Origin of the sequence: Sorangium sp. So ce590 (genome assembly GCF_051521365.1) — a bacterium.
GTDB lineage: Bacteria > Myxococcota_A > Polyangia > Polyangiales > Polyangiaceae > Sorangium.
Genome location: NZ_CP150346.1, coordinates 9,471,688 through 9,490,556, shown reverse-complemented (window position 1 = coordinate 9,490,556; position 18,869 = coordinate 9,471,688). Strand labels below are relative to the sequence as shown.

Sequence of the window (18,869 nt, the reverse complement as noted above, 5' to 3'; positions counted from 1 at the left end):
GGCCCCGGCCCGACGAGCGCCCGGCCGCTCAGAACCGCGAGACGAGCTCGAGCCGCGCACCCTCGAACGGCGGGAAGGTCCGGCACACACCGGAGACGCAGCGCAGGCCACCGCGCCGCTGGCCGACGAAGAGCTGCGCCGTGTCGACGATCTGAGCGAGCGTCGTCCTCTTTGAGCCGGACTTCCATTGCAGCCCCCCGCTGAAGAGGTGGCAGAGCTCGCCGTCCTTGCCGGGCTCGCAACCAGGTACGGATGTGTATTCGTGACCGAAAATTGCAGCCAGGTGGGGCGACCACTGGAGCGCGAGGTAGTTGTCCCCTTCGATCCAGGACGACTCGAAATTCTCTGGCCTGTAGCGGCGGCGGCTGTTGCCCTGCGCCTGGATGGAAAATGCTCCGGCGAGGTGCTTCACGATGTCGTAGCGGACGTAGCCCTCGCTGTAGAAGGCGCGCTCCGAATCGGCCTCGTCGGATTGCCGAGCTCCGGCCCACGCGCGCACGTGCGAGCGGCTGTTATCGAAGTGGAGCTCGGTGCCTGCCGCTACGTCCCACGTGTCGGTGCGGTTTGCGTCGTCCGTGATGCATTCCTCGTTCGCCTTCTCCGTGAAGCTCACGTAATGACCGACCCAGGCGTACAGGGACGCTCTCCGGTTGAAGCGGTAGTCGACGCGCCCGCGCCCGCCTGTCGCGCAGACATTCGGCGCTCCGATCGGCTCGACATAGACGGGCTCCGCCGTGGGAGGTTGGTTGTACGCGAGGCCCTTGTACTCGGGCGCGCTGAAGCCGGGGTTCAGCACATCGGCATCGATGCTGGCCGAGAGCGGTAAGAAGCGGCGATAGTGCTTCCCTTCGAGCGACACGGCGAGCGGCCCGCTGCGGGCGTTCGCCGCCGCGTAGATCGCATAGCCTGACCGGATGCGCCGGCCCTCTTCCGTTCGGCCCGGCTGGCCGGCCACCTCGACATACACGTCCCCGTGCTCCGCGATCGAGGGAACGCCGATCGAGCCGCTGAACGTGCCGATCTCGCCGCGGAGGAGCGCTCCGTTCGCGGCGAGCTGCACGCCCTTCACCCCTACCTCCAGGCTTCCGCCGAGCACGGTGTCCTCGACGTAGCTCGGCCGCGCCTCCGCGACGTTCTTGACGGTGCGCGGATTCCCCTGCGCGTCCAACGTCGACTCGTCCGTGATCAGGTTGCCCGCGCTCTCCGCGTCGGGGAACCCGAAGAAGAGGGGCGACCCGGCGCCGTGCAGTCTCCTGCCGCTCGCGCTGTCGATGCGCAGCGGGTTCAGCTGCCCGGCGAAGGCCATGGCCTTGAGCCGGAGGAGCGTGAAATCGTGCTCGATCGCGAGCCTGCCACCTCGGACCGTCGTGTCGATGGCCAGCTCGTCCATCTTGCGCACGCTGAAGACCAGGCCGCGCCCGAGCTGGGCGTAAAAATCGCCTGCCGTGGCCTCGATGCCTGGCTGCGTGTAGGTCACCCAGAGCTTCGCCGGATAGACCGTGTTCCGGTACCGCGAGTGGAGCTCCCGCCTGGCGTCGTTGATCTCGAACAAGACCTCATCGTTCAGGATCTTCTGCTGCAGGTCGGCGCTGGTCGCCGATGGCGCGCCGACATAGAGGGCGGCATCGATCCGGGCGCCGAGCTGAAGACGCCACCAGCTGATCTGTGCGTCCAGCCGGTCGAGGATCTCGCCGTAGTGGTCGTCGAGGTAGCGCGACGCGTAGCGGGGATCGTCGTTCCGGTTGTCGAAGTGGTACACCGCGGCCGCGGTGTTCACGACGTCCACCGCCATCGGTTTGCCGCCGACGTTCGGGAGATCGATCGCCGCCGCGGGGCCGGCGGCGAGGAGGAGGGACGCTGCGGGCAGACAGGGAAGGGCGGCTTGGAGCAGGGAGCGCACCTCGCGTTCCTACCATGGACCTATCGCCTGTGGAGCGTCGTCGCGGCGCGGCGCCGAGCGCGAGTCCCTCCGTTCCTACGGTTGGCCGAGCGCCTTCTCGACCTGCTCGGTGAGCATCGCCTCGTCGCCGGGCTGGTACCCGCCGCGCTTGTGAAGAATCGAGCCGTCTCGGCCGATGAGCACGGAGAACGGGAGCTCGCGCTTCGGATTGTACTTGGCGGCCACGGTCGTCTCCTCGTCGAGGAGCACGGGGAAGATCATCTCCCTATCGTGCGCCGTGCTGCTCACCTGCGCGCGGGACTCCGGTCCATCGAGGGACACGGCGAGCACGACGAACCCCTTGTCCCTGTGCTTCTTGTAGAGCTCGACGATGTGGGGCATCTCCGCCAGGCACGGATCGCAGGTGGTCGACCAGAAGTCGATCAATACGACGCTCTTGCCGGAGTAGTCCGAGAGCCTGACTGTCTTGCCGTCGAGGGCGGGGAGCGAGAAGTCCGGTGCAGGGCTCGCCGCCGGGCCGCCGGAGGCTGCTCCGCACGCGGTGGTCGCGAGGCCAAGGACAGTGAACACCAGCGAGAGCGCGCAGCGGGTAGTTCGGTTCATCGAGGGTTTCCGTCGCGAATGGGCCAGCCTGAGCGGCCGACCCGGCATGAGGGCTTAACGTCGCGGACGCCAGGAGCGGCGCCCTGGCAGATTCTCCCGCGCAGGCGTGCCGACCGCGGTGGCTCGGCGATGCGCCCGCGCGGCGGCTCGTTCAGATCTCGCCGTTCATGATCCTCTCGAAGGTTCGCCAGAAACGGCTGTCCTCCGCGGGCACGCCGGCGACGACCTCGACGATGGTCATGTCCTTCGTCTTGACCAGCATGTTCGCCGGGAACGCATCGGCCTGGAAGAGCGCGCCGAGCTTGTATGACGGGTCGATCGCCGACGGGTACTGCACGTCGTACTGGGTCGTCCAGCGGTACAGGTCGCGCGCCACGGCCGGCTCGCCCGGGTTCCTCCCGTCAGCGAGCTGGACCAGGAACTCGCCGCCCAGCGGTTGATACTGCTCGTAAAGCCGGGGCAGGACGGACTCCGCCTCGACTTTGCAGGGGTGGCACCACACGGACGAGACGTCGATCAGCAGCACCTTCGGCTTCGGCTCGCCAGCGCCGTAAGGCGAGCCCTCGGGAAAGACCTCCTCCCCGGACGGGTTGTAGAAGTCGGCGAGCTGAATCGGCTGCATCGTGTCGTTGTGTTCGGCGGCGTTGGCGTATCCGACGAACTGATAGTTCGCGATCACCCGGCCGGGGCTGATCCCATACGGCCCAGCCGGATATTGAGCCGCGTTGGCCGCAGGTTGACCCGTCCCGTCAGGAAAAGGAGGAGCCGGAATGGGATCCTCTCCTGCGCAGCCGACGAGCCCCAGGGTTGCTACGACGCCAAGGCCCATCCAAACGAGAACTGCGTCCATTCGCATGATGCCACCGCCTGAAGTATGGTGTAGGAGTGCTCATTCTTCTGGGCGGCACGGGGGGCGTCAAGGGCAACCTTGTCGCCGTCGCCGCTTCGCTCGGGGGCTCGTTTCCGCAATCTCCGGCCAGGCCCCCGGTGCCTGCCCCGATCCGCGGGTGTTTCCCGCGCTGAGGTCCTATGCAGCAGGTCGTATCCTCTCGCAGCGCCCGTCTCCGTCGTCTCCACGCGTTCCTGATGCTGGGCTGCCTGGCGAGCGCGGCGGCCCTCGCGAGCGGCGCCTGCTCGTCATCGGACACGCCGCGGGACGAATGTTTCGGGGGGGTGATCATCAACGGCGTCTGCGAAGGCAAGTGCGAGCCGGAACTCTGCCTCCCGGGCAACACCTGCGTCGGCAACCGCTGCGTGCTCAAGTGCAGCAGCCACCTTGAATGCACCCCGGGTCTCCAGGACTGTATGCCCGCCGAGGAGGACGACACGAAAGTCGAAATTTCCATTTGTAAGCCAAACGGAAAAATAGTGGGCTTCGGTGCGTCATGTCCGTTCGGTCTCGAGTGCGGCCAGTTCGGGCGCTGCCCCGATGATACGCCGTGCAACCTGATGCAGTGCAACGGTAAACCCGACGAGTGCCAGCGCGACATAGCGGTGTGCGGCGACGATCCCGCCTGCTCCGCCGGCAAGTGCAGCGACGGCAGCTACTGCTTCATCCCGACCTGCTCCCCCGACCAGTGCACCTCGCTCGGCCTGGAGTGCCTCGGCAAGGGAGAGGGCGACGCCGAGGCGTACTGCTCGCAGCCGCATTGTGCGAGCAACGCAGACTGCCCCGGCGGCTTCGAGTGCGCCGTGACCCGCGACCCTCGCGCGATCTGCGGCACGGAGAAGGGGAATAGCAGCTTCTGCGGCGAGACCGACGAAGGATGCGTCGACCCCGCCATGTTCGGCGACGGCAACACCTATGTCGAGGGCTCGCTGTGCCTGCTGCGCAGCACCTGCGTCAAGCGCACGCAGTGCGCGCTGTGCAGCTCCGATCTCGACTGCTCGCTCGTCTCAGGGCAGCGCTGCGTCACGATCGGCGGCGAGAGCCGGTGCGCCAGGTCCTGCAGCACGGACACCGACTGCGACCTCGACTACAGGTGCGAGGACGGCGCGTGCACGCCGCGGTTCGGCGCCTGCGTCGGGCAGGGCAACTTCTGTGAGCCGTGCCGCAACGACATCGACTGCGGCGACCAAGACTCCACGATGGGGTGCACCACCACGCTGCGTGGCCAGCGGGTGTGCATCGACGCGGCGCTCCCCATCCGGTGCACCGCGGAGAACGCGGCCGACGTCTGCCCGAAGTCGCCCAGCGGGCTCCCCGGTGCGTGCGTGTGCGTCGAGGTGAACTCGAACCAGGTGTGCGTGGACTCGCGGTGCTATCTGCCGTCGCGCCAGCTCGACCCAGGCGACCAGGCTTCCGTGGTCACCTCCTGCTGGTGAGGGAAGCGGCCGGGCGCCGGGACGGCCGGTGCCCCGCGCGAGGCGACGAAACCGAGCGGCCGCGAGCGTGCCGCGCTCGCCGGTTGACGGGAATCCCGAGCGGTCCTAACTCCTCCGCCCCATGCCCATCACGAAGGATGCCGCCCTCGCCGCGCTGGCAAAGGTCATCGCGCCGGATCTCCAGCGCCCTCTCACAGACCTCGGGCGCGTCCGGGAGCTCTCGGTCGAGGGCGAGGCGGTCTCGCTCACCGTCGAGCTGACCAGCTACTTCAAGCAGCGGCTCGCTGCGGACATCGAGGCGGCGCTGAAGGGCGCCGGCGCGAAGGACGTCCGGATCGCGTGGGACATCGCCATCCCGACGCGCACCATCCTCCAGGACGACCCGTCTCCGGGCGTGCGCAACATCGTCCTCGTGATGAGCGGCAAGGGTGGCGTCGGCAAGAGCACGGTCGCCGCCAACCTGACGCTGGCGCTGAGCCGCGAGGGGGCCAAGGTCGGCCTCCTCGACGCGGACATGTACGGGCCGAGCGTCCCGACCATGCTCGGCGTGATGGGCCGCCCGACCTCCGCCGATGGTCAGAAGTTCCTGCCGCTCGAGCGCTTCGGTGTGAAGCTCATGTCGATCGGCTTCCTGCTGGAGGATCCGAGGTCGGCCGTCGTCTGGCGCGGACCGATGCTCCAGAACGCCCTGATCCAGTTCATGCGCGACGTGGAGTGGGGTGAGCTCGACTACCTTGTGCTGGACCTACCGCCCGGGACCGGTGACATCGCGCTGACGATCTCCCAGAAGATGAGGACCACGGGCGCGATCGTCGTGACGACGCCGCAGGAGGTGGCCCTCCAGGACGTGTACAAATCGGTCTCGATGGCCCAGAAGGTCGGGATCGCCCTGCTCGGCGTGGTCGAGAACGAGAGCTACTTCGTGTGCGACGGGTGCAGCAAGCGGCACGAGCTCTTCGGCGCCGGCGGCGGGCAGAAGATCGCCGAGTTCGCCGAGGCGCCGCTGCTCGGTCAGATCCCGATGGATCCGGCCATCCGGGAGTGGGGCGACGCCGGCACGCCGGTCGTTCAGGCTGCTCCGGGCAGCCCGATCGCGCGCGCGTTCGTGGATGTGGCCGAGCGGCTGGCCGGCCAGATGAGCGCCCACAACCTCGCGAGCGGGGGCAGCCTGCGCATCGATCGGAGCGGGGGAACGAACAAGCACCTGCCCATCATGCGGTAGGCCCTCGCGTAAACGTCCCGGGTACGTTATGGTTCCGGCCCCTTCCCCCCCATTGAACCGAGGGGGCCGCTGGAGAGAACGCGAACACGTTTCGCCCCCATCGGCATGCGTTGTCGCGCGAGGCGCGGATGAATACCCACGAAAATACCACCACGCCGGCGGACGCGCCGGCAGCTCCGGCCGACCAGGGCGGCCAGCTCGAGTCGTCAAATGCTGCGCCCGAGCAAGCAGCGAACGCTGCGCCCGAGCAAGCAGCGAACGCTGCGCCCGAGCAAGCAGCGAACGCTGCGCCCGAGCAAGCAGCGAACGCTGCGCCCGAGCAAGCAGCCCAGGCGCATGAAGGGGAGCTCACCGTCCCCTCCGAGGCGAGCGATGCGTCGGGCGGCGAAACTTCGCCGCAGGCGGGCTCGACCCAGATCGAGGCAGCACCGGTCGCAGCGGTACCCGCCGCCGCACCGGTGAGCGCCGCCGCCGACGACGACGACTGGGAAGAGCAGCCCGGCGACAACATTGGCAACCGCGTCCCCGGCCTGCCGCGGGATGATATCGGCAACCGTAAGCCCGGGTCCCCCCCGGGCAGGCGGAACCCGCCGGCGGCCGCGAAGCCCGCGCAAACGGCGAAGCCCGCGCAAGCCGCGAAGCCTGCGCTGGCGGGCGAAGCCGGCGCGACCGCGCAGGCGGAGGGGGGCGCAGGAAAGAAGCGCCGCCGTCGCCGCCGACGCAAGGGCGCGGAGGAGGCCGGTCCGCCGGGCGCCGAGGCGGCCGACGTCGCCACCGACGCCGGCGACGCAGACCCGTCCGACGCTGCATCCGATGCTGCAGAGGACGAGGGCGAGGAGGAGCAGGCGGCCGACGAGGCGGGAGGGCAGCCCCAGCTCGGAGGCGAGAAGCGCAAGCGGCGCAAGGGGCAGGGGGCGCCGCCGCCGCGCGATCGCCCGGCCTTCAGCATCGGCGAGGAAGTGTTTGGCAAGGTCAGCAAAATCACTGACCACGCCATCTGGATCGACATCGCCGGGAAGGCCACGGGTCTGTTCGACCGTCGCGAAATCCTCGATGAAGAGCCTCCCATCGAGGGCGATCAGTTCATCGCGACGGTGGCGAGCACCGGCGTGCGCGGTGGCATGCTCCTCCTGTCGAGGGCGTCGGTGCAGCTCGACCAGGCGCGCGCGCACGCCGAGGCGGCGCTCCAGAGCGGCGAGCCGATCGAAGGGTTCGTGACCGGGGCGGTGAAGGGCGGGCTCGAGGTCGACCTCAGCGGCCTTCGCGCCTTCGCGCCGGCATCGCACGTCGATCTGCGCCACGGCGCCGACCTCAACTACCTCGTGGGCCAGCGGCTCGACTTCATCGTGACGCAGTTCGCGAAGAAGGGGCGCGACATCGTCGTGTCCCGCCGCAAAATGCTCGAGGAGGAGAGCCGGAGGGCGCGCACCGAGGCGCTCACGTCGATCGAACCGGGCTCGCTGCACAAGGGCGTGGTGCGCAAGGTCGTCGCGTGGGGCGTCTTCGTCGCGCTCCCCGACGCCGGCGGCGTCGAGGGGTTGGTCCACATGAGCGAGGCGAGCCACGACCGCGGCGCCAAGCTGATGGACCTGTTCAAGCCCGGCGCGGAGATCGACGTGAAGGTCGTGCGCGTCGACGACAAGGGCAAGCTCTGGCTGAGCCGCAAGGCCGCCACGGTCGATCCGTGGGACGCGGTGAAGGACAAGTACGCGGTCGGCACGCGCCACAAGGGCAAGATCGCCCGCCTGCAGCCGTTCGGCGCGTTCATCGAGCTCGAGCCGGGCATCGATGGGCTCGTTCATACGGCCGACCTCTCGATGAAGCCGATCCAGCACCCGAACGAGGTGGTGAACGTTGGCGACGAGGTCGACGTGGTCGTCGCGAGCTGCGACGCCGCGGGTCGGCGGATCGGGCTCCACCCCGCCCCGCCCGAGGGCGAGGAGAGCGAGCCGCGCCAGCGCGTGCAGCAGGGCAAGGCGGTGAAGGTGGCCGTCACGCAGGTGACCGAAGGGGGGCTCGTCGTCCGGGTGCTCGGCGCGACGGGGCGAGCGGCCCGCGGCTTCATCCCGGCCGGCCACACCGGCACGCAGCGCGGCACCGACCTGCGCAAGGAGTTCCCCATCGGGGCCCAGTTCGATGCGAAGATCATCGAGGTGGATCCGCGCCGGGGAGAGGCCAAGCTGTCGATCCGCGCCCTCAAGGAAGACGCCGAGAAGCACGCGTACCAGCAGTACCGCGCTGGCGTCGCGCGCGAGGCCAAGTTCGGCACGTTCGCCGACCTCATGAAGAAGAGCTGATCCCGGGAGGCGCGCGCCGCTTCGCGGCCGCGCCTCCTCCTCCCTCCGGCCGCCGCGGGCCGGAGGGGCTCGCGCTACTCGCGCCCGAGCGCGTTTACCGGATCCATGCGCGCGGCCCGTCGCGCGGGGAAGAACCCGAAGACGATCCCGATCGCCGTGCTCACCCCGAGCGCGACGCCGAGCGCCGCCGGCTCGAGCTTCATCGGCCAGCCGAGGGCGCTGGAGAACCCGAGGATGACGCCGTACCCGAGCGCGCTGCCGACGATGCCGCCCAGCGTGGCGAGCACGAGCGCCTCGAGCAGGAACTGCAGCAGGATGTCGATCTCCCGGGCGCCGATGGCCATCCGGATGCCGATCTCCCGGGTGCGCTCGGTGACCGACACCAGCATGATGTTCATGACGCCGATGCCGCCGACGACGAGCGACACCGCCGCGATGCTGACGAGCAGCACCGAGAGCACCGCGAAGATCGCGTCCTGCATGGCCTGGAACTCCGCCTGGCTCCGGACGGCGAAGTCGTCCTCCTCGTTCTCGCCGATGCGGTGCCGCTGGCGGAGGATCGCCTCGGCCTGCAGCTTGGCGCGCTCGGATGTCTCCGCGGACGTCGCGCTCAGCAGGATCGCGTGCACTTCCCCGGGCCGCGTGGCGACGACGTGCGACCGCATCGTGGTGATGGGCATCAGCACGATGTCGTCCTGGCTCTGCCCGAAGGGCGACGCCCCCTTCTCCTCGAGCACCCCGAGCACACGGTAGACCTGGCGGCCGATCCGCACCCTCCGGCCGACCGGATCGAGCGCTCCGAACAGATCGCGCGCGGTCTGGGCGCCGATGACGACGACCTTCTCCGAGAGGTTCTCCGAGGCGGCGCTCCACGGCTCTCCTTGCGCCACCCTCCAGCTCCGGATCTCGAAGTAGTTGAGGCGCGTGCCGATGAGCGTCGGGCTCGCGTTCTGGCCCTCGTAGATGACCTGAGCGCTCGATCGCAGGAACGGCGCCACGATCCGGATGCTCGTCGACTCGCGCACAAGCGCCTGGCCGTCGAGCTCCGAGAGCCGGGCGCCGGTGGTGCTGCGGACGCCCGAGGCGCGCGCGGAGCGCGCGAAGACGATGAGCGAGTTGGAGCCGAGGTTCGAGATCTGCGCGTTGACGTTGGCGCGCGCGCCGCTCGCCAGCGCGGTGACGGTGACCACGGCCGCGACGCCGATCGTGATCCCGAGGATCGTGAGCCCCGCGCGGAGCTTGTTCCGGCGGACGGCGCGCAGCGCGATCACGATCGCCGACAGGACGCGGGTGAGCGTCGCGCTCATTCGTGCCTCAGGGCGGTGATGGGATCCTGGCGCGCGGCGCGGCGCGCCGGGAAGAACCCGAAGACGACCCCGATCGTCGCGCTCGTCCCCACGGCGATGACGACCGCGCTGACCGGCAACGTCATGTTCCAGCCGAGCGCCGCGGCGAGGACCTCGATCACGACGAGCCCCGCGCCGAGCCCCATGACGCCGCCGATGAGCGACAGGGTGATGGCCTCGACCAGGAACTGGACCAGGATGTCGCCCTCGGAGGCGCCGATCGCCATGCGGATGCCGATCTCACGCGTCCGCTCGGTGACGCTGACCAGCATGATGTTCATGACGCCGATCCCGCCGACGAGGAGCGACACCGCGGCGATCGACGACAGGAGCATCGTCAAGGTGTCCAGGATCCGCTCCTGGGACGCCCGGAACTCCGCCTGCGTGCGGATCACGAAATCGGGCTCGGCGTCCGGCGCGATCTCGTGGCGCTGCCGGAGGATCCTGTCGATCTGCTCCACCGCCCGATCGACGGTCCGCTCGCTGGTCGCGGCGGCGACGAGCATCTGCACCTTGCCCGGCGCGCTCGGTACGACGCGCGACCGGAAGCTGCCGATCGGCATGAGCAGCCGGTCGTCCTGGTCCTCGCCGAACGGGGATTGCCCCTTCTTCTCGAGCACCCCGATCACCCGGAACGGGTGCTTGCCGATCCGGATGTACTGCCCCACGGCCTCGCCCGAGCCGAACAGGTCCTCCCGGACGGTCTCGCCGATCACGCAGACCTTCGTCTTGAGCTGCTCGTCCACCTCGGTCCAGCCGTCGCCCGTGGCGACGCGGTACGAGAGGATCGAGAGGTAGCTCCGCGTCACGCCCATGACCTGGGTCGCGACGTTGGCCTCTCCGGCCACGATCTGCATCGAGGTCGAGCTGAACGGGCTCAGCGCGGCCACGCTTGTCGACTCCTTCAAGATCGCGAGGCCGTCGGCCTCCGACATCCGCACGCTCTCGCGGCGCCTCAGCCCGGAGGCCTGCGTCGACTGCGGGAAGATGTAGATCGAGCTCGCACCCAGGCCAGAGATCTCGCCCATGATGCGGTTGCGTACGCCCGTCCCGAGCGCCACCACGATCACGACGGCCGCGACCCCGATCAGGATGCCGAGCACCGTCAGGGCGGCGCGGAGCTTCGAGCGGACGATGGCGCGCAGCGCGAGCCGGACGGCGGCGAGGTAGCCGCTCACGGTGCCTGCTCGTCGCCCTCCGCCCCGGAGGGCGGCAGCGCGGCCAGGGCCACCGCCGCGTCGACGGGGCGCTCGTTCCTGAGATCGCTGCGGACCTCGCCGTCGCGCATCGTGATCACGCGGCTCGCGCAGGCGGCGATGTCCGGCTCGTGCGTCACGAGGACGATGGTGATCCCGCCCCGGTTGAGCCGCTGCAGGAGCCCGAGCACCTCGTAGCTCGTGCGGGTGTCGAGGTTGCCGGTGGGCTCGTCGGCGAGGAGCAGCGGCGGGGAGGTGACGAGCGCCCGCGCGATGGCGACGCGCTGCTGCTGGCCGCCCGAGAGCTGGTTCGGCGTGTGGTGCAGGCGATCGGCCAGCCCCACCGCGCCGAGCGCCTCGAGCGCGCGCCTGCGCCGCTCCGCCACGCCGACGCCCCGGTAGACGAGCGGCAGCTCCACGTTCTCGAGCGCCGTGGTGCGCGGCAGCAGGTTGAAGCCCTGAAAGACGAACCCGATAAGGCGGTTCCTCACGATCGCGCGCGCGTCGTTGCTGCGTCGGGTGACGTCGAGCCCGTCCAGCCGGTATGTGCCCCGGGTCGGCCGATCTAGGCACCCGACGATGTTCATCAGGGTGCTCTTCCCCGAGCCGCTCTGTCCGACGATCGCGACGAAATCGCCGTGCTGGATGGTCAGATCCACATGGCGAAGCGCCCTCACGACGACGGCCTCGGTCGTGTAGTCCTTGCCGACACTCGCGAGCTCGATGAGCGGCTCGTCTCGGAGCACCGCGGCGACGCCCTGGCTCTGCGGGAGCATCACGCCTCAGAACAGCCGGGGGCCGCGCCCCCTGCCGCCCGATGACGGACTGTCGTTCTCATCGGTGACGACCTTGACCGGCCCGAGATCGGTCATGAGCGCGGTGAAGATGCCGTCGGTGATCCCGATGTCGACGACGCGCGGCTCGATCTTCTCCGCGCCCGGCGCGGCGTCGGTCAGCACGTAGACGCGGCCCTTCTTCGGCGGGAGCGGATCGAGGGGTGGCGCCTTGATCTCCTTGCCGTCCTTGTCCCGCTCCGGGGCCGGCTTGAACCGGAGCGCCGCGTTCGGCAGCCGCCGCACCCCCCTGGCCTCGGCGGACCGGATGCTCACCGTGGCGGTCATCCCCGGCCGCAGCTTGACGTCGGGATTGTCGACCTCGACCACCGCCGCGTACGTCACGACGCCGGACTGGTTGAGCGGGCTGTAGCGCACCTGGCTCACCGTCCCCCGGAACGTCTCGCCCGGGAACGCGTCGACGCTGACGTCCGCCTCCATGCCCTCGCGGAGCCGACCGACGTCCGCCTCGTCGATGTCGGCGAGCACGCGCATCTTGCGCAGATCCTGGGCGATCACGAAGAGCGTGGGCGCCTGGAAGCTCGCCGCCACGGTCTGCCCGGGATCGATCGCGCGGCTGATGACGACCCCGTCGATGGGCGAGAAGATGCGCGTGTACTGGAGGTTCGTCGTGGAGGAGCGGAGCACCGCCCTGAGCTGCGCCACCTGCGCCTTCGCGGCCGCGAGGTCTGCGAGCGCGACGTCGTAGGCGCCTTGCGCCGTGTCCAGATCGGCCTGCGAGCCCACCCCCTCCGCGACCATCTTCTTCGCGCGGTCGAGCCGCTGCTTGGCGGTCCCCAGCGAGGCCTCGGAGCGCACGACGCTCGCGCTGGCCGCCTCGACCTGCGCCTGGTTCGAGTCGATCTGCGCACCGAAGAGCGTCGGATCGATCTCGGCCAGCACGTCGCCGGCCTTCACGATGCTGTTGAAATCCACGTAAACCTTGGTGATTCTCCCCGAGACCTGCGCGCCGACCTGCACCTCGGTGAGCGGCTTGACCTGCCCCGTCGACTGCACCTCCTCGAACACGTCGCCCGTGGTGATGTCGCCCGTGACGTAGCGCGGCGGCGGCGGCGGCGCCGTCCGGATCCTCCACACGACGATCGCCGCGACGAGCGCGGCGATCGTCGCGAGGACGCCGAGCCGTCCGAGCCAGCGCTTCGTGCCCACCCGGGAGAGCTCCTGCTCCAGGCTCTCCCTCCCGCGCCCGGGAGGCGGTCCACCTGCGCGCGGGCCCCGGTCCGCCGGGGCGCCGTGCGGCGGAGGGGCTGCCGAGGCCGGTCGTGCCCCGCCCGGCGGCGACTCACCGGGGCGGACGCGCTCCGCTTCCGGGCTGGCCTGCGCAGCAGGGGCCGACGCGTCGAGAGGGTCGCGACCGGTCGCCCGAGCTATGGAATCCGCCATCGGACATCCTCATAGCATGCCGCCATGCACGCGCGGCTCGCTTGAAACCGCGGAACCGCCATGGCAGACCAACCGCCGCCTATGGAGTCGCTGCCCATCGCAACGGACACGGTCGTCACGCTGTCCTACGTCCTCTTCAACCAAAACGGCGATGCGGTGGACCAGGCGTCGACCGCGGAGCCGCTCGTCTACGTGCACGGCTACGCCCAGATCGTGCCCGGCCTGGAGCGCGCCCTGGAGGGGCTGCGCGCCGGCGAGCAGCGCGAGATCACCGTCGAGCCGGCCGATGCGTTCGGCGAGCGCGAGGACGCCGGCGTCTTCGAGGTCGACAAGGCCGACTTCCCCGAGGCGGGCGAGGTCGAGGTCGGCGACGAGTTCGTCGCCCAGGGGCCGGACGGCGAGCCGGTCGCGCTCCGGGTCGTCGACATCCTCCCCGACGGCTTCCGGGTCGACACGAACCACCCCCTGGCCGGCCAGAAGGTGCGCTTTCAGGTCCAGGTCAGCGACGTGCGCGCCGCCAGCGAGGAAGAGATCGCAGAGGCCCAGGCCGAGCTGGAGGAGCGCATCGAGGAGTCCGAGAGCGGGGGGTGCTGCGATCACGACCATGATCATGAGCACGGTCACCCTCACGAGCACGCGGATGCAGACGTGCTCGTGACGCTCTCGAAGAAGTCGTCATAAGCCCACCGCGAACGGGTGGGTTGTTCGAGGAGATCACATCATGACCGTAGGTGAGAAGGGCAAGCTGACGGAGCTGCAGCTTGATCGTCGGGTGCGCGAGCGCCTCCTGGCGAGCGGGACGCTCAGCGCCGCGACCATCGAGGCGCACCTCGCGAGCTTGCCGGATCAAGAGGAGCAAACCGAGTCGATCATCGTCGATCAACCGGCGCTCGGCGCGTCAGCGCACGGGTCGCGGGTCGAACCCGAGCTCGACGACGAAGGGTCAGAGTGAGCGACGCGCACGATCAAGAGGAGCTCCCTCCGCTCGGGAGCTCCCCGGAGCTGCCGACGCTCGACTTCTCGACGTTCGTGCTGTCGATCATCGGCTCCGCGTACGTGCACCTCGGCGACGCGCCCAGCCCTGAGGGCAGGGAAGAGCAGAACCTGGTCCTGGCGCATCAGGACATCGACCTCCTCTCCCTGCTCCAGGAGAAGACCAAGGGGAACCTCACGGGTGACGAGGAGCGCCTGATCGAGCAGGCGCTCTACGATCTGCGGATGCGCTACCTCGAGGTCTCGAAACGCTCGTGATCGCCGGCGCCAGGGCTCTTTCCTGGGTCCTCCTCGCCTGCCTGATCGCCGCGTGCAACAAGGCCTCCCCCGGCCACTCTTCCGGCGCGAGCAGCTCCGCCGTTCCCTCGGGCGCCGTGCCGGTGGCGAACCTCCCTCCGCCTCCACCCGCGCCGCCCCCTCCGTCCATCGTCCGCTCCGAGGGCATGCCCGGCTCCTTCGCGCCGCTCGCGCGCAGGGCCGATCCGGCGGTCGCCACGGTCAAGGCCCGGGTCGAGCGACAGCAGCACCCGGGCGGTCGCCGCCGCACGGTCGCCGAGGGGCTCGGGACCGCCTTCGTCTACGATCCCGAGGGCTTTCTGCTGACGAACAACCACGTCATCGAGGGCGCGACCGACATCCTCGTGAGCTTCGTCGACGGCCGCGACATCAAGGCGACCGTCGTCGGCCGCGACAAGCACACGGACGTCGCCGTGCTGAAGGTCGAGGAGCAGGGGCTCCAGTCGCTTCCGCTGGGCGACTCGGACATCATGGAGGTCGGCGACTGGGTGGTCGCGATCGGCAACCCCTTCGGCCTCTCTCACACGGTCTCGGCGGGCATCCTCTCGGCCAAGGGGCGCACCCGGGACGACGTGAAGGGGCTCGATCCGAGCGGCTACTTCAATTTCCTCCAGACGGACGCGAGCATCAACCCGGGCAACTCCGGCGGCCCGCTCCTGAACCTCAAGGGCGAGGTGGTCGGCATCAACGCGGCCGTGCGCGCCAACGCGAACAACATCGGGTTCGCGATCCCGATCAACATGGTGCGGCAGCTCCTGCCGATGCTGCTGCGCGACGGGAAGATCCGGCGGAGCCAGGTCGGGGTGATCGTCGACGTGCTCAACTCGATCGAGGCGGGGCGGCTCAAGCGGCCCGATCGAAAGGGGGCGTGGGTGAAGACCGTGGTGCCGGGGGGGCCCGCGGACCGGGCTGGCATTGCGCCGGATGACGTGATCGTCGGCTTCGAGGGACAGCCGATTTCCGACCCGAACGAGCTTCGGTGGATGGCGAGCATCGCCGGCGTGAGCAAGGTCGTTACGCTCCGCGTTGCGCGGCTCGAGCGGGTCTTCGATGTGCGCCTCACGCTCGGCGAGCTCCCCGAGCTCAACGAAGAGCCCGATGAGCCGTGAGCCGGGTGACCCCTGCCTTCTGCCCGGCACGCCCGCCGGCCGCGCGCCCGGCCAGTCTGCCTGCCGCGCGACGTTCCTTGTCCCCCAGCCTCCTCAGGTAAGCTGATCCCGTGGCCTCTGTACCTTCCTCCCCGGACGAGCTCGAGCCGGCCGCACCTCCCGGCCCTCCCGGCGATGCGCCGGGTGACATGGAAGGCGATCTCCCGTCCGCGGGGGACGCCCACCGCAGAGCGGAGCAGCTCCACGCGCGCCTGAATAGCGCTTCCGCCCGTGCGTCCAATCGCGAGGCACGACGGCGGGAAGCGGAGGAAGATCGTGAGCTCATCGAGCGGGCGCAGAAGGGGGACCAGGCGGCGTTCCGCTCGCTCGTGGAACGACACCAGCGCAGGGCTTTCGCGATCGCGATGGGGCTCGTCCGCGACGAGAACGACGCGCGCGAGCTGGTGCAGGACGCCTTTCTCCGCGTCTACAAGGGGCTCGGCTCCTTTCAGGGCGGCTCCTCATTTTTTACCTGGCTCTACCGGATCGTCACGAACCTGGCGATCGATCTCATGCGGAAGCCAGGGCGCCGCGACGTCGAGCTTCAGGAAAACCAGGCAGCCGACGAGCAGTCCGACTTCCCGCTCGTTGCTCGGATCGACGGCGCCGACCCCCTCAACGTCGTCCGGCGCCGGGAAATCGCCGGGCGCATCCAGGCCGCGCTCGACGCGCTGCCCCCTTACCACCGAGGCGTGATCCTGATGCGGGAGGTCGAGGGGATGTCCTACGAGGAGATGGCGCAGGCGATGGAGGTCTCGAAAGGGACGATCATGAGCCGCCTGTTCCACGCCCGTCAGAAGCTTCAGCGCGCCCTTGCTGACTGCTACGCGGAGGAAGAGGGCAAGGCCGCCGCAGAGGACCCGGAGGAGATCGCGTGAGTACCGCCAACAGCAGCAACGCGAATCACGGGGACGCGAGCCTCCCGCCGACGGATCTGGAGCTGATGCTCTATGTCGACGGTGAGCTCGATGAGGCTCGCCATCGGCAGGTGGAGGATTACCTGATCCATGACCCGCGCTGCCGAGCGAAGGTCGCAGGGCTCGTCACCGCAGCCGACATGATCCGGGACAGCGCGCTCGCCTCCAGCGCGGCCGACGGCATCGCCGACGGGGTCATGGCGAAGATCCTCGAAGGGCGGGGGGGCGCCGCGAAGGCCAGCGGAGGCGCGAAGGCCAGCGGAGGCGCTGTCGTGCAGCCGCTCGCGGCGTCGCCGTCGGGCGATGCGCCCCGCGCGCGGACGCGGCTTCAGGGGTCGCCGGCCAACGACAACGCGCGCGGGATCTTCGCGCTGACGGCGCTCGCCGTGGCGGCGGCCGCCGCGATGATGGTCTGGGGCCGGACGGGCGCGGAGGCGCCCAGCGCGGTGCTGACGGCGCCGGCGCCCTCCGCGGTGCTCGCCCCCCCGGCTGCGGCGCCGGCGCACGAGCCCGCCGCCGCGCCGAGCGGCGAGGGCGAGATCGAGCCCGGCGTCGAGGTCGCCGCGGTCGACTTCGGGGCGCGCATGGGCACCATCTTCTACGTTCCGCGGGAGGCCGCGGCCTCAGGCCCGACGACCACGGTGGTTTGGCTCTCCGATGACGGTCCGGGAGGACAGTGATGAGATTTCTTGCGAGTGCGATCACCGCGATGATGGTCCTGGCGCTCGGCGCGAGCCCTTCCCCCGCCGTCGCGCAAGAGAAGGCGCCGACCCCTGCTCCGGCGGCGCCCGCCGACGCCGCGATCTCGTCCGAGGTCGTGGTCCTCCATGCGACGAACGACGGGACCGGCATCGATCCGAAGATCGGCAAGATGCCCGAGCTCGGGAAGCCGCCGTTCTCGGCGTACAACAGCTACAAGCTGCTCGATCGGCTGAAAATCAGCCTGCGGAAGGGCAAGCCGACCACCACGAAGCTGCCGAACGGCAGCGTCCTCATGGTGTCGCTGAAGGACGTGGTGGCCGCGAAGAAGCAGGACGAGCCGAAGCGCTTCGTCGTCAGCGCGAGCATCCAGAAGCCAGGCGGCAACACGTTCCTGCCCCTGCTCGAGGTGAACGCGAAGGCCGGCGAGAACTTCTTCGTGGCGGGTCAGCAGCACATGGGCGGCGTGCTCGTGCTCGGCATCAAGGTCGCGCCCTGAGCCGAGAGCGCTCGGCGCCCGCTCAGCGGCGCGCCGAGGACGGCAGCGCGACGGGCAGGTCGAGATAGAAGACCGTCCCGCGCGGGGCGCACGCTTCCGCGCGGATGCTGCCGCCGTGCGAGGCGGTGATGTTCCTGACGATGCTCAGGCCGAGCCCGGTGCCGGTCCCGTCGGTCTTGGTCGTGAAGAACGGGTCGAAGATCCTCGGCAGGTGCTCGGCGTCGATCCCGTGCCCGTCGTCCCGGATGGTCACCGTGATGTAGCCGTCCTCCGGCGACATCGCGGTGGCGATGCCGAGGCAGCCGCCGTGCTCGTGCATCGCGTGCGCGGCGTTCGTGAACAGGTTCACGAACACCTGCGTCAGCGGATCGATGACGCCCCGCACGGGAGGTATCTCGCTGAAGCGCCGGTCGACGGTGACGCCCCTCTGGTCGAGGAGGTGCTCGCAGAAGACGAGCGCGCGCTCGATGATGTCGTGGAGGGAGACGGCGCCCGGCTTCTCCGTGGACGGCCGCGCGTAGGCGATCAGATCGCGCGAGAAGCGGCGGATGCGATCCGCCGCCTCGTTGATCCGCGCGAGCCGCTCGAGGTCCGAGGGGTCGAAGCCGCTGCGCTCGCCCTTGCGGCGCAGGTACTCGGAGTAGGCGAGGATCGAGGTGAGCGGGTTGTTGAGCTCGTGCACCACGCCGGCGGCCATCTTGCCGAGGGAGGCCAGCTTCTCGGCCTGGATGACCTGCGCGCGCAGCGACTCGTGCGCACGCGCCTCGCGGAGCGACGCGCCCAGGGTGAGCACGAGCCGGTCGACAAGCGCCTGGATCGACGCGCTGTCGAGGTACCCGGCGTCGTCGGCTGCGATGTGCATCGTCGAGCGACCTTCGGGCTCGATGGATACGACGCGCTCGAAGGCGAACTCCGGGAGGAGCCGCGCCGGATCGCGGCTGTCGTCGCGGCGAGCGCGCGGCGACACCCGGACGGCCACCTGCGCGCCCGTCGCTCCCGGGATGTACACGCCGAGCCCGCAGCCCGGGAGCACCTTCGCGGCTGCGCCGAGCAGCGCCGAGGCGCGCTGGTCGATGGAGGCCGATGGATCCAGCTCGCTCGACGCGATCAGCAGGCTGTCTATCCACTCGAGCGGGATGTCCCGGGTGAGGGGCTTCCGGAGCGTGACGGGAGCGTCGGACAACGGCTGC

18 protein-coding genes are annotated in these 18,869 nt (G+C 69.8%); 10 read left to right on the top strand and 8 right to left on the bottom strand.

All coding sequences use genetic code 11. The features are described from left to right. Window positions 1-28: 28 nt before the first annotated feature. The 3 genes from WMF28_RS35895 to WMF28_RS35885 form a co-directional block, all read right to left on the bottom strand. A complete protein-coding gene (locus WMF28_RS35895) occupies window positions 29-1,900 on the bottom strand; it encodes a hypothetical protein (protein WP_437598039.1) in 1,872 nt (623 codons plus the stop codon). 75 nt (window positions 1,901-1,975) lie between these two features. Next, on the bottom strand, window positions 1,976-2,503 hold the full coding sequence (locus tag WMF28_RS35890; protein WP_437598038.1) for a peroxiredoxin family protein: 528 nt from the start codon (window positions 2,501-2,503) through the stop codon (window positions 1,976-1,978). Between the two features lie 151 nt (window positions 2,504-2,654). Then, window positions 2,655-3,182: a TlpA family protein disulfide reductase gene (locus WMF28_RS35885; RefSeq protein ID WP_437598037.1), complete on the bottom strand. Its 528-nt coding sequence runs from the start codon at window positions 3,180-3,182 to the stop codon at window positions 2,655-2,657. 689 nt (window positions 3,183-3,871) lie between these two features. Here WMF28_RS35885 and WMF28_RS35880 point away from each other — a divergent pair. From WMF28_RS35880 to WMF28_RS35870, 3 genes are all read left to right on the top strand, one after another. Next, entirely contained in the window at window positions 3,872-4,828 is a 957-nt protein-coding gene (locus WMF28_RS35880; RefSeq protein ID WP_437598036.1) for a hypothetical protein, read from the top strand. 121 nt (window positions 4,829-4,949) lie between these two features. Continuing rightward, window positions 4,950-6,050, top strand: coding sequence for a P-loop NTPase (locus WMF28_RS35875; protein WP_437598035.1), 1,101 nt, complete (start codon window positions 4,950-4,952; stop codon window positions 6,048-6,050). Between the two features lie 128 nt (window positions 6,051-6,178). Continuing rightward, a complete protein-coding gene (locus WMF28_RS35870) occupies window positions 6,179-8,347 on the top strand; it encodes a S1 RNA-binding domain-containing protein (RefSeq protein WP_437598034.1) in 2,169 nt (722 codons plus the stop codon). Between the two features lie 74 nt (window positions 8,348-8,421). Here WMF28_RS35870 and WMF28_RS35865 read toward each other — a convergent pair whose 3' ends face one another. Genes WMF28_RS35865 through WMF28_RS35850 form a run of 4 tightly spaced genes read right to left on the bottom strand, consistent with a single transcriptional unit; the run spans window position 8,422 to window position 12,892 of the window. Then, complete coding sequence (locus WMF28_RS35865) at window positions 8,422-9,654, bottom strand: ABC transporter permease (protein WP_437598033.1); 1,233 nt, start codon at window positions 9,652-9,654, stop codon at window positions 8,422-8,424. Further along, the gene (locus WMF28_RS35860; protein ID WP_437598032.1) at window positions 9,651-10,871 is read right to left on the bottom strand and encodes an ABC transporter permease; all 1,221 of its coding nucleotides are present in this window, start codon (window positions 10,869-10,871) and stop codon (window positions 9,651-9,653) included. Before WMF28_RS35860 ends, WMF28_RS35865 begins: the two co-directional genes overlap by 4 nt. After that, complete coding sequence (locus WMF28_RS35855; RefSeq protein ID WP_437598031.1) at window positions 10,868-11,665, bottom strand: ABC transporter ATP-binding protein; 798 nt, start codon at window positions 11,663-11,665, stop codon at window positions 10,868-10,870. The genes WMF28_RS35860 and WMF28_RS35855 overlap by 4 nt, the downstream gene beginning before the upstream one ends. Window positions 11,666-11,671: 6 nt before the next feature. Continuing rightward, a complete protein-coding gene (locus WMF28_RS35850; RefSeq protein ID WP_437598030.1) occupies window positions 11,672-12,892 on the bottom strand; it encodes an efflux RND transporter periplasmic adaptor subunit in 1,221 nt (406 codons plus the stop codon). Between the two features lie 294 nt (window positions 12,893-13,186). Here WMF28_RS35850 and WMF28_RS35845 point away from each other — a divergent pair, with 294 nt between their 5' ends. The 7 genes from WMF28_RS35845 (at window position 13,187) to WMF28_RS35815 (ending at window position 17,679) form a co-directional block, all read left to right on the top strand. After that, window positions 13,187-13,807: an FKBP-type peptidyl-prolyl cis-trans isomerase gene (locus tag WMF28_RS35845; RefSeq protein ID WP_437598029.1), complete on the top strand. Its 621-nt coding sequence runs from the start codon at window positions 13,187-13,189 to the stop codon at window positions 13,805-13,807. Window positions 13,808-13,847: 40 nt separating this feature from the next. Then, entirely contained in the window at window positions 13,848-14,078 is a 231-nt protein-coding gene (locus WMF28_RS35840; RefSeq protein ID WP_437481196.1) for a hypothetical protein, read from the top strand. Further along, window positions 14,075-14,377 (top strand): DUF1844 domain-containing protein, encoded by a 303-nt coding sequence (locus tag WMF28_RS35835; RefSeq protein WP_437598028.1) that lies wholly within the window; start codon window positions 14,075-14,077, stop codon window positions 14,375-14,377. The genes WMF28_RS35840 and WMF28_RS35835 overlap by 4 nt, the downstream gene beginning before the upstream one ends. After that, window positions 14,374-15,525: a S1C family serine protease gene (locus tag WMF28_RS35830; RefSeq protein WP_437598027.1), complete on the top strand. Its 1,152-nt coding sequence runs from the start codon at window positions 14,374-14,376 to the stop codon at window positions 15,523-15,525. Before WMF28_RS35835 ends, WMF28_RS35830 begins: the two co-directional genes overlap by 4 nt. 110 nt (window positions 15,526-15,635) lie before the next feature. Then, entirely contained in the window at window positions 15,636-16,442 is an 807-nt protein-coding gene (locus WMF28_RS35825) for a sigma-70 family RNA polymerase sigma factor (protein ID WP_437598026.1), read from the top strand. Beyond that, the gene (locus tag WMF28_RS35820) at window positions 16,439-17,161 is read left to right on the top strand and encodes an anti-sigma factor family protein (protein WP_437598025.1); all 723 of its coding nucleotides are present in this window, start codon (window positions 16,439-16,441) and stop codon (window positions 17,159-17,161) included. The genes WMF28_RS35825 and WMF28_RS35820 overlap by 4 nt, the downstream gene beginning before the upstream one ends. Further along, on the top strand, window positions 17,161-17,679 hold the full coding sequence (locus WMF28_RS35815) for a hypothetical protein (protein WP_437598024.1): 519 nt from the start codon (window positions 17,161-17,163) through the stop codon (window positions 17,677-17,679). The genes WMF28_RS35820 and WMF28_RS35815 overlap by 1 nt, the downstream gene beginning before the upstream one ends. 22 nt (window positions 17,680-17,701) lie before the next feature. Here WMF28_RS35815 and WMF28_RS35810 read toward each other — a convergent pair whose 3' ends face one another. Further along, window positions 17,702-18,862: a sensor histidine kinase gene (locus WMF28_RS35810; RefSeq protein WP_437598023.1), complete on the bottom strand. Its 1,161-nt coding sequence runs from the start codon at window positions 18,860-18,862 to the stop codon at window positions 17,702-17,704. Between the last annotated feature and the right edge of the window lie 7 nt (window positions 18,863-18,869).

Coding starts and splice junctions, on each gene's coding strand:
- WMF28_RS35890 (WP_437598038.1), bottom strand. CDS start 2,503: ATGAACCGAACTACCCGCTGCGCGCTCTCGCTGGTGTTCACTGTCCTT.
- WMF28_RS35875 (WP_437598035.1), top strand. CDS start 4,950: ATGCCCATCACGAAGGATGCCGCCCTCGCCGCGCTGGCAAAGGTCATC.
- WMF28_RS35870 (WP_437598034.1), top strand. CDS start 6,179: ATGAATACCCACGAAAATACCACCACGCCGGCGGACGCGCCGGCAGCT.
- WMF28_RS35865 (WP_437598033.1), bottom strand. CDS start 9,654: ATGAGCGCGACGCTCACCCGCGTCCTGTCGGCGATCGTGATCGCGCTG.
- WMF28_RS35855 (WP_437598031.1), bottom strand. CDS start 11,665: ATGCTCCCGCAGAGCCAGGGCGTCGCCGCGGTGCTCCGAGACGAGCCG.
- WMF28_RS35845 (WP_437598029.1), top strand. CDS start 13,187: ATGGCAGACCAACCGCCGCCTATGGAGTCGCTGCCCATCGCAACGGAC.
- WMF28_RS35840 (WP_437481196.1), top strand. CDS start 13,848: ATGACCGTAGGTGAGAAGGGCAAGCTGACGGAGCTGCAGCTTGATCGT.
- WMF28_RS35815 (WP_437598024.1), top strand. CDS start 17,161: ATGAGATTTCTTGCGAGTGCGATCACCGCGATGATGGTCCTGGCGCTC.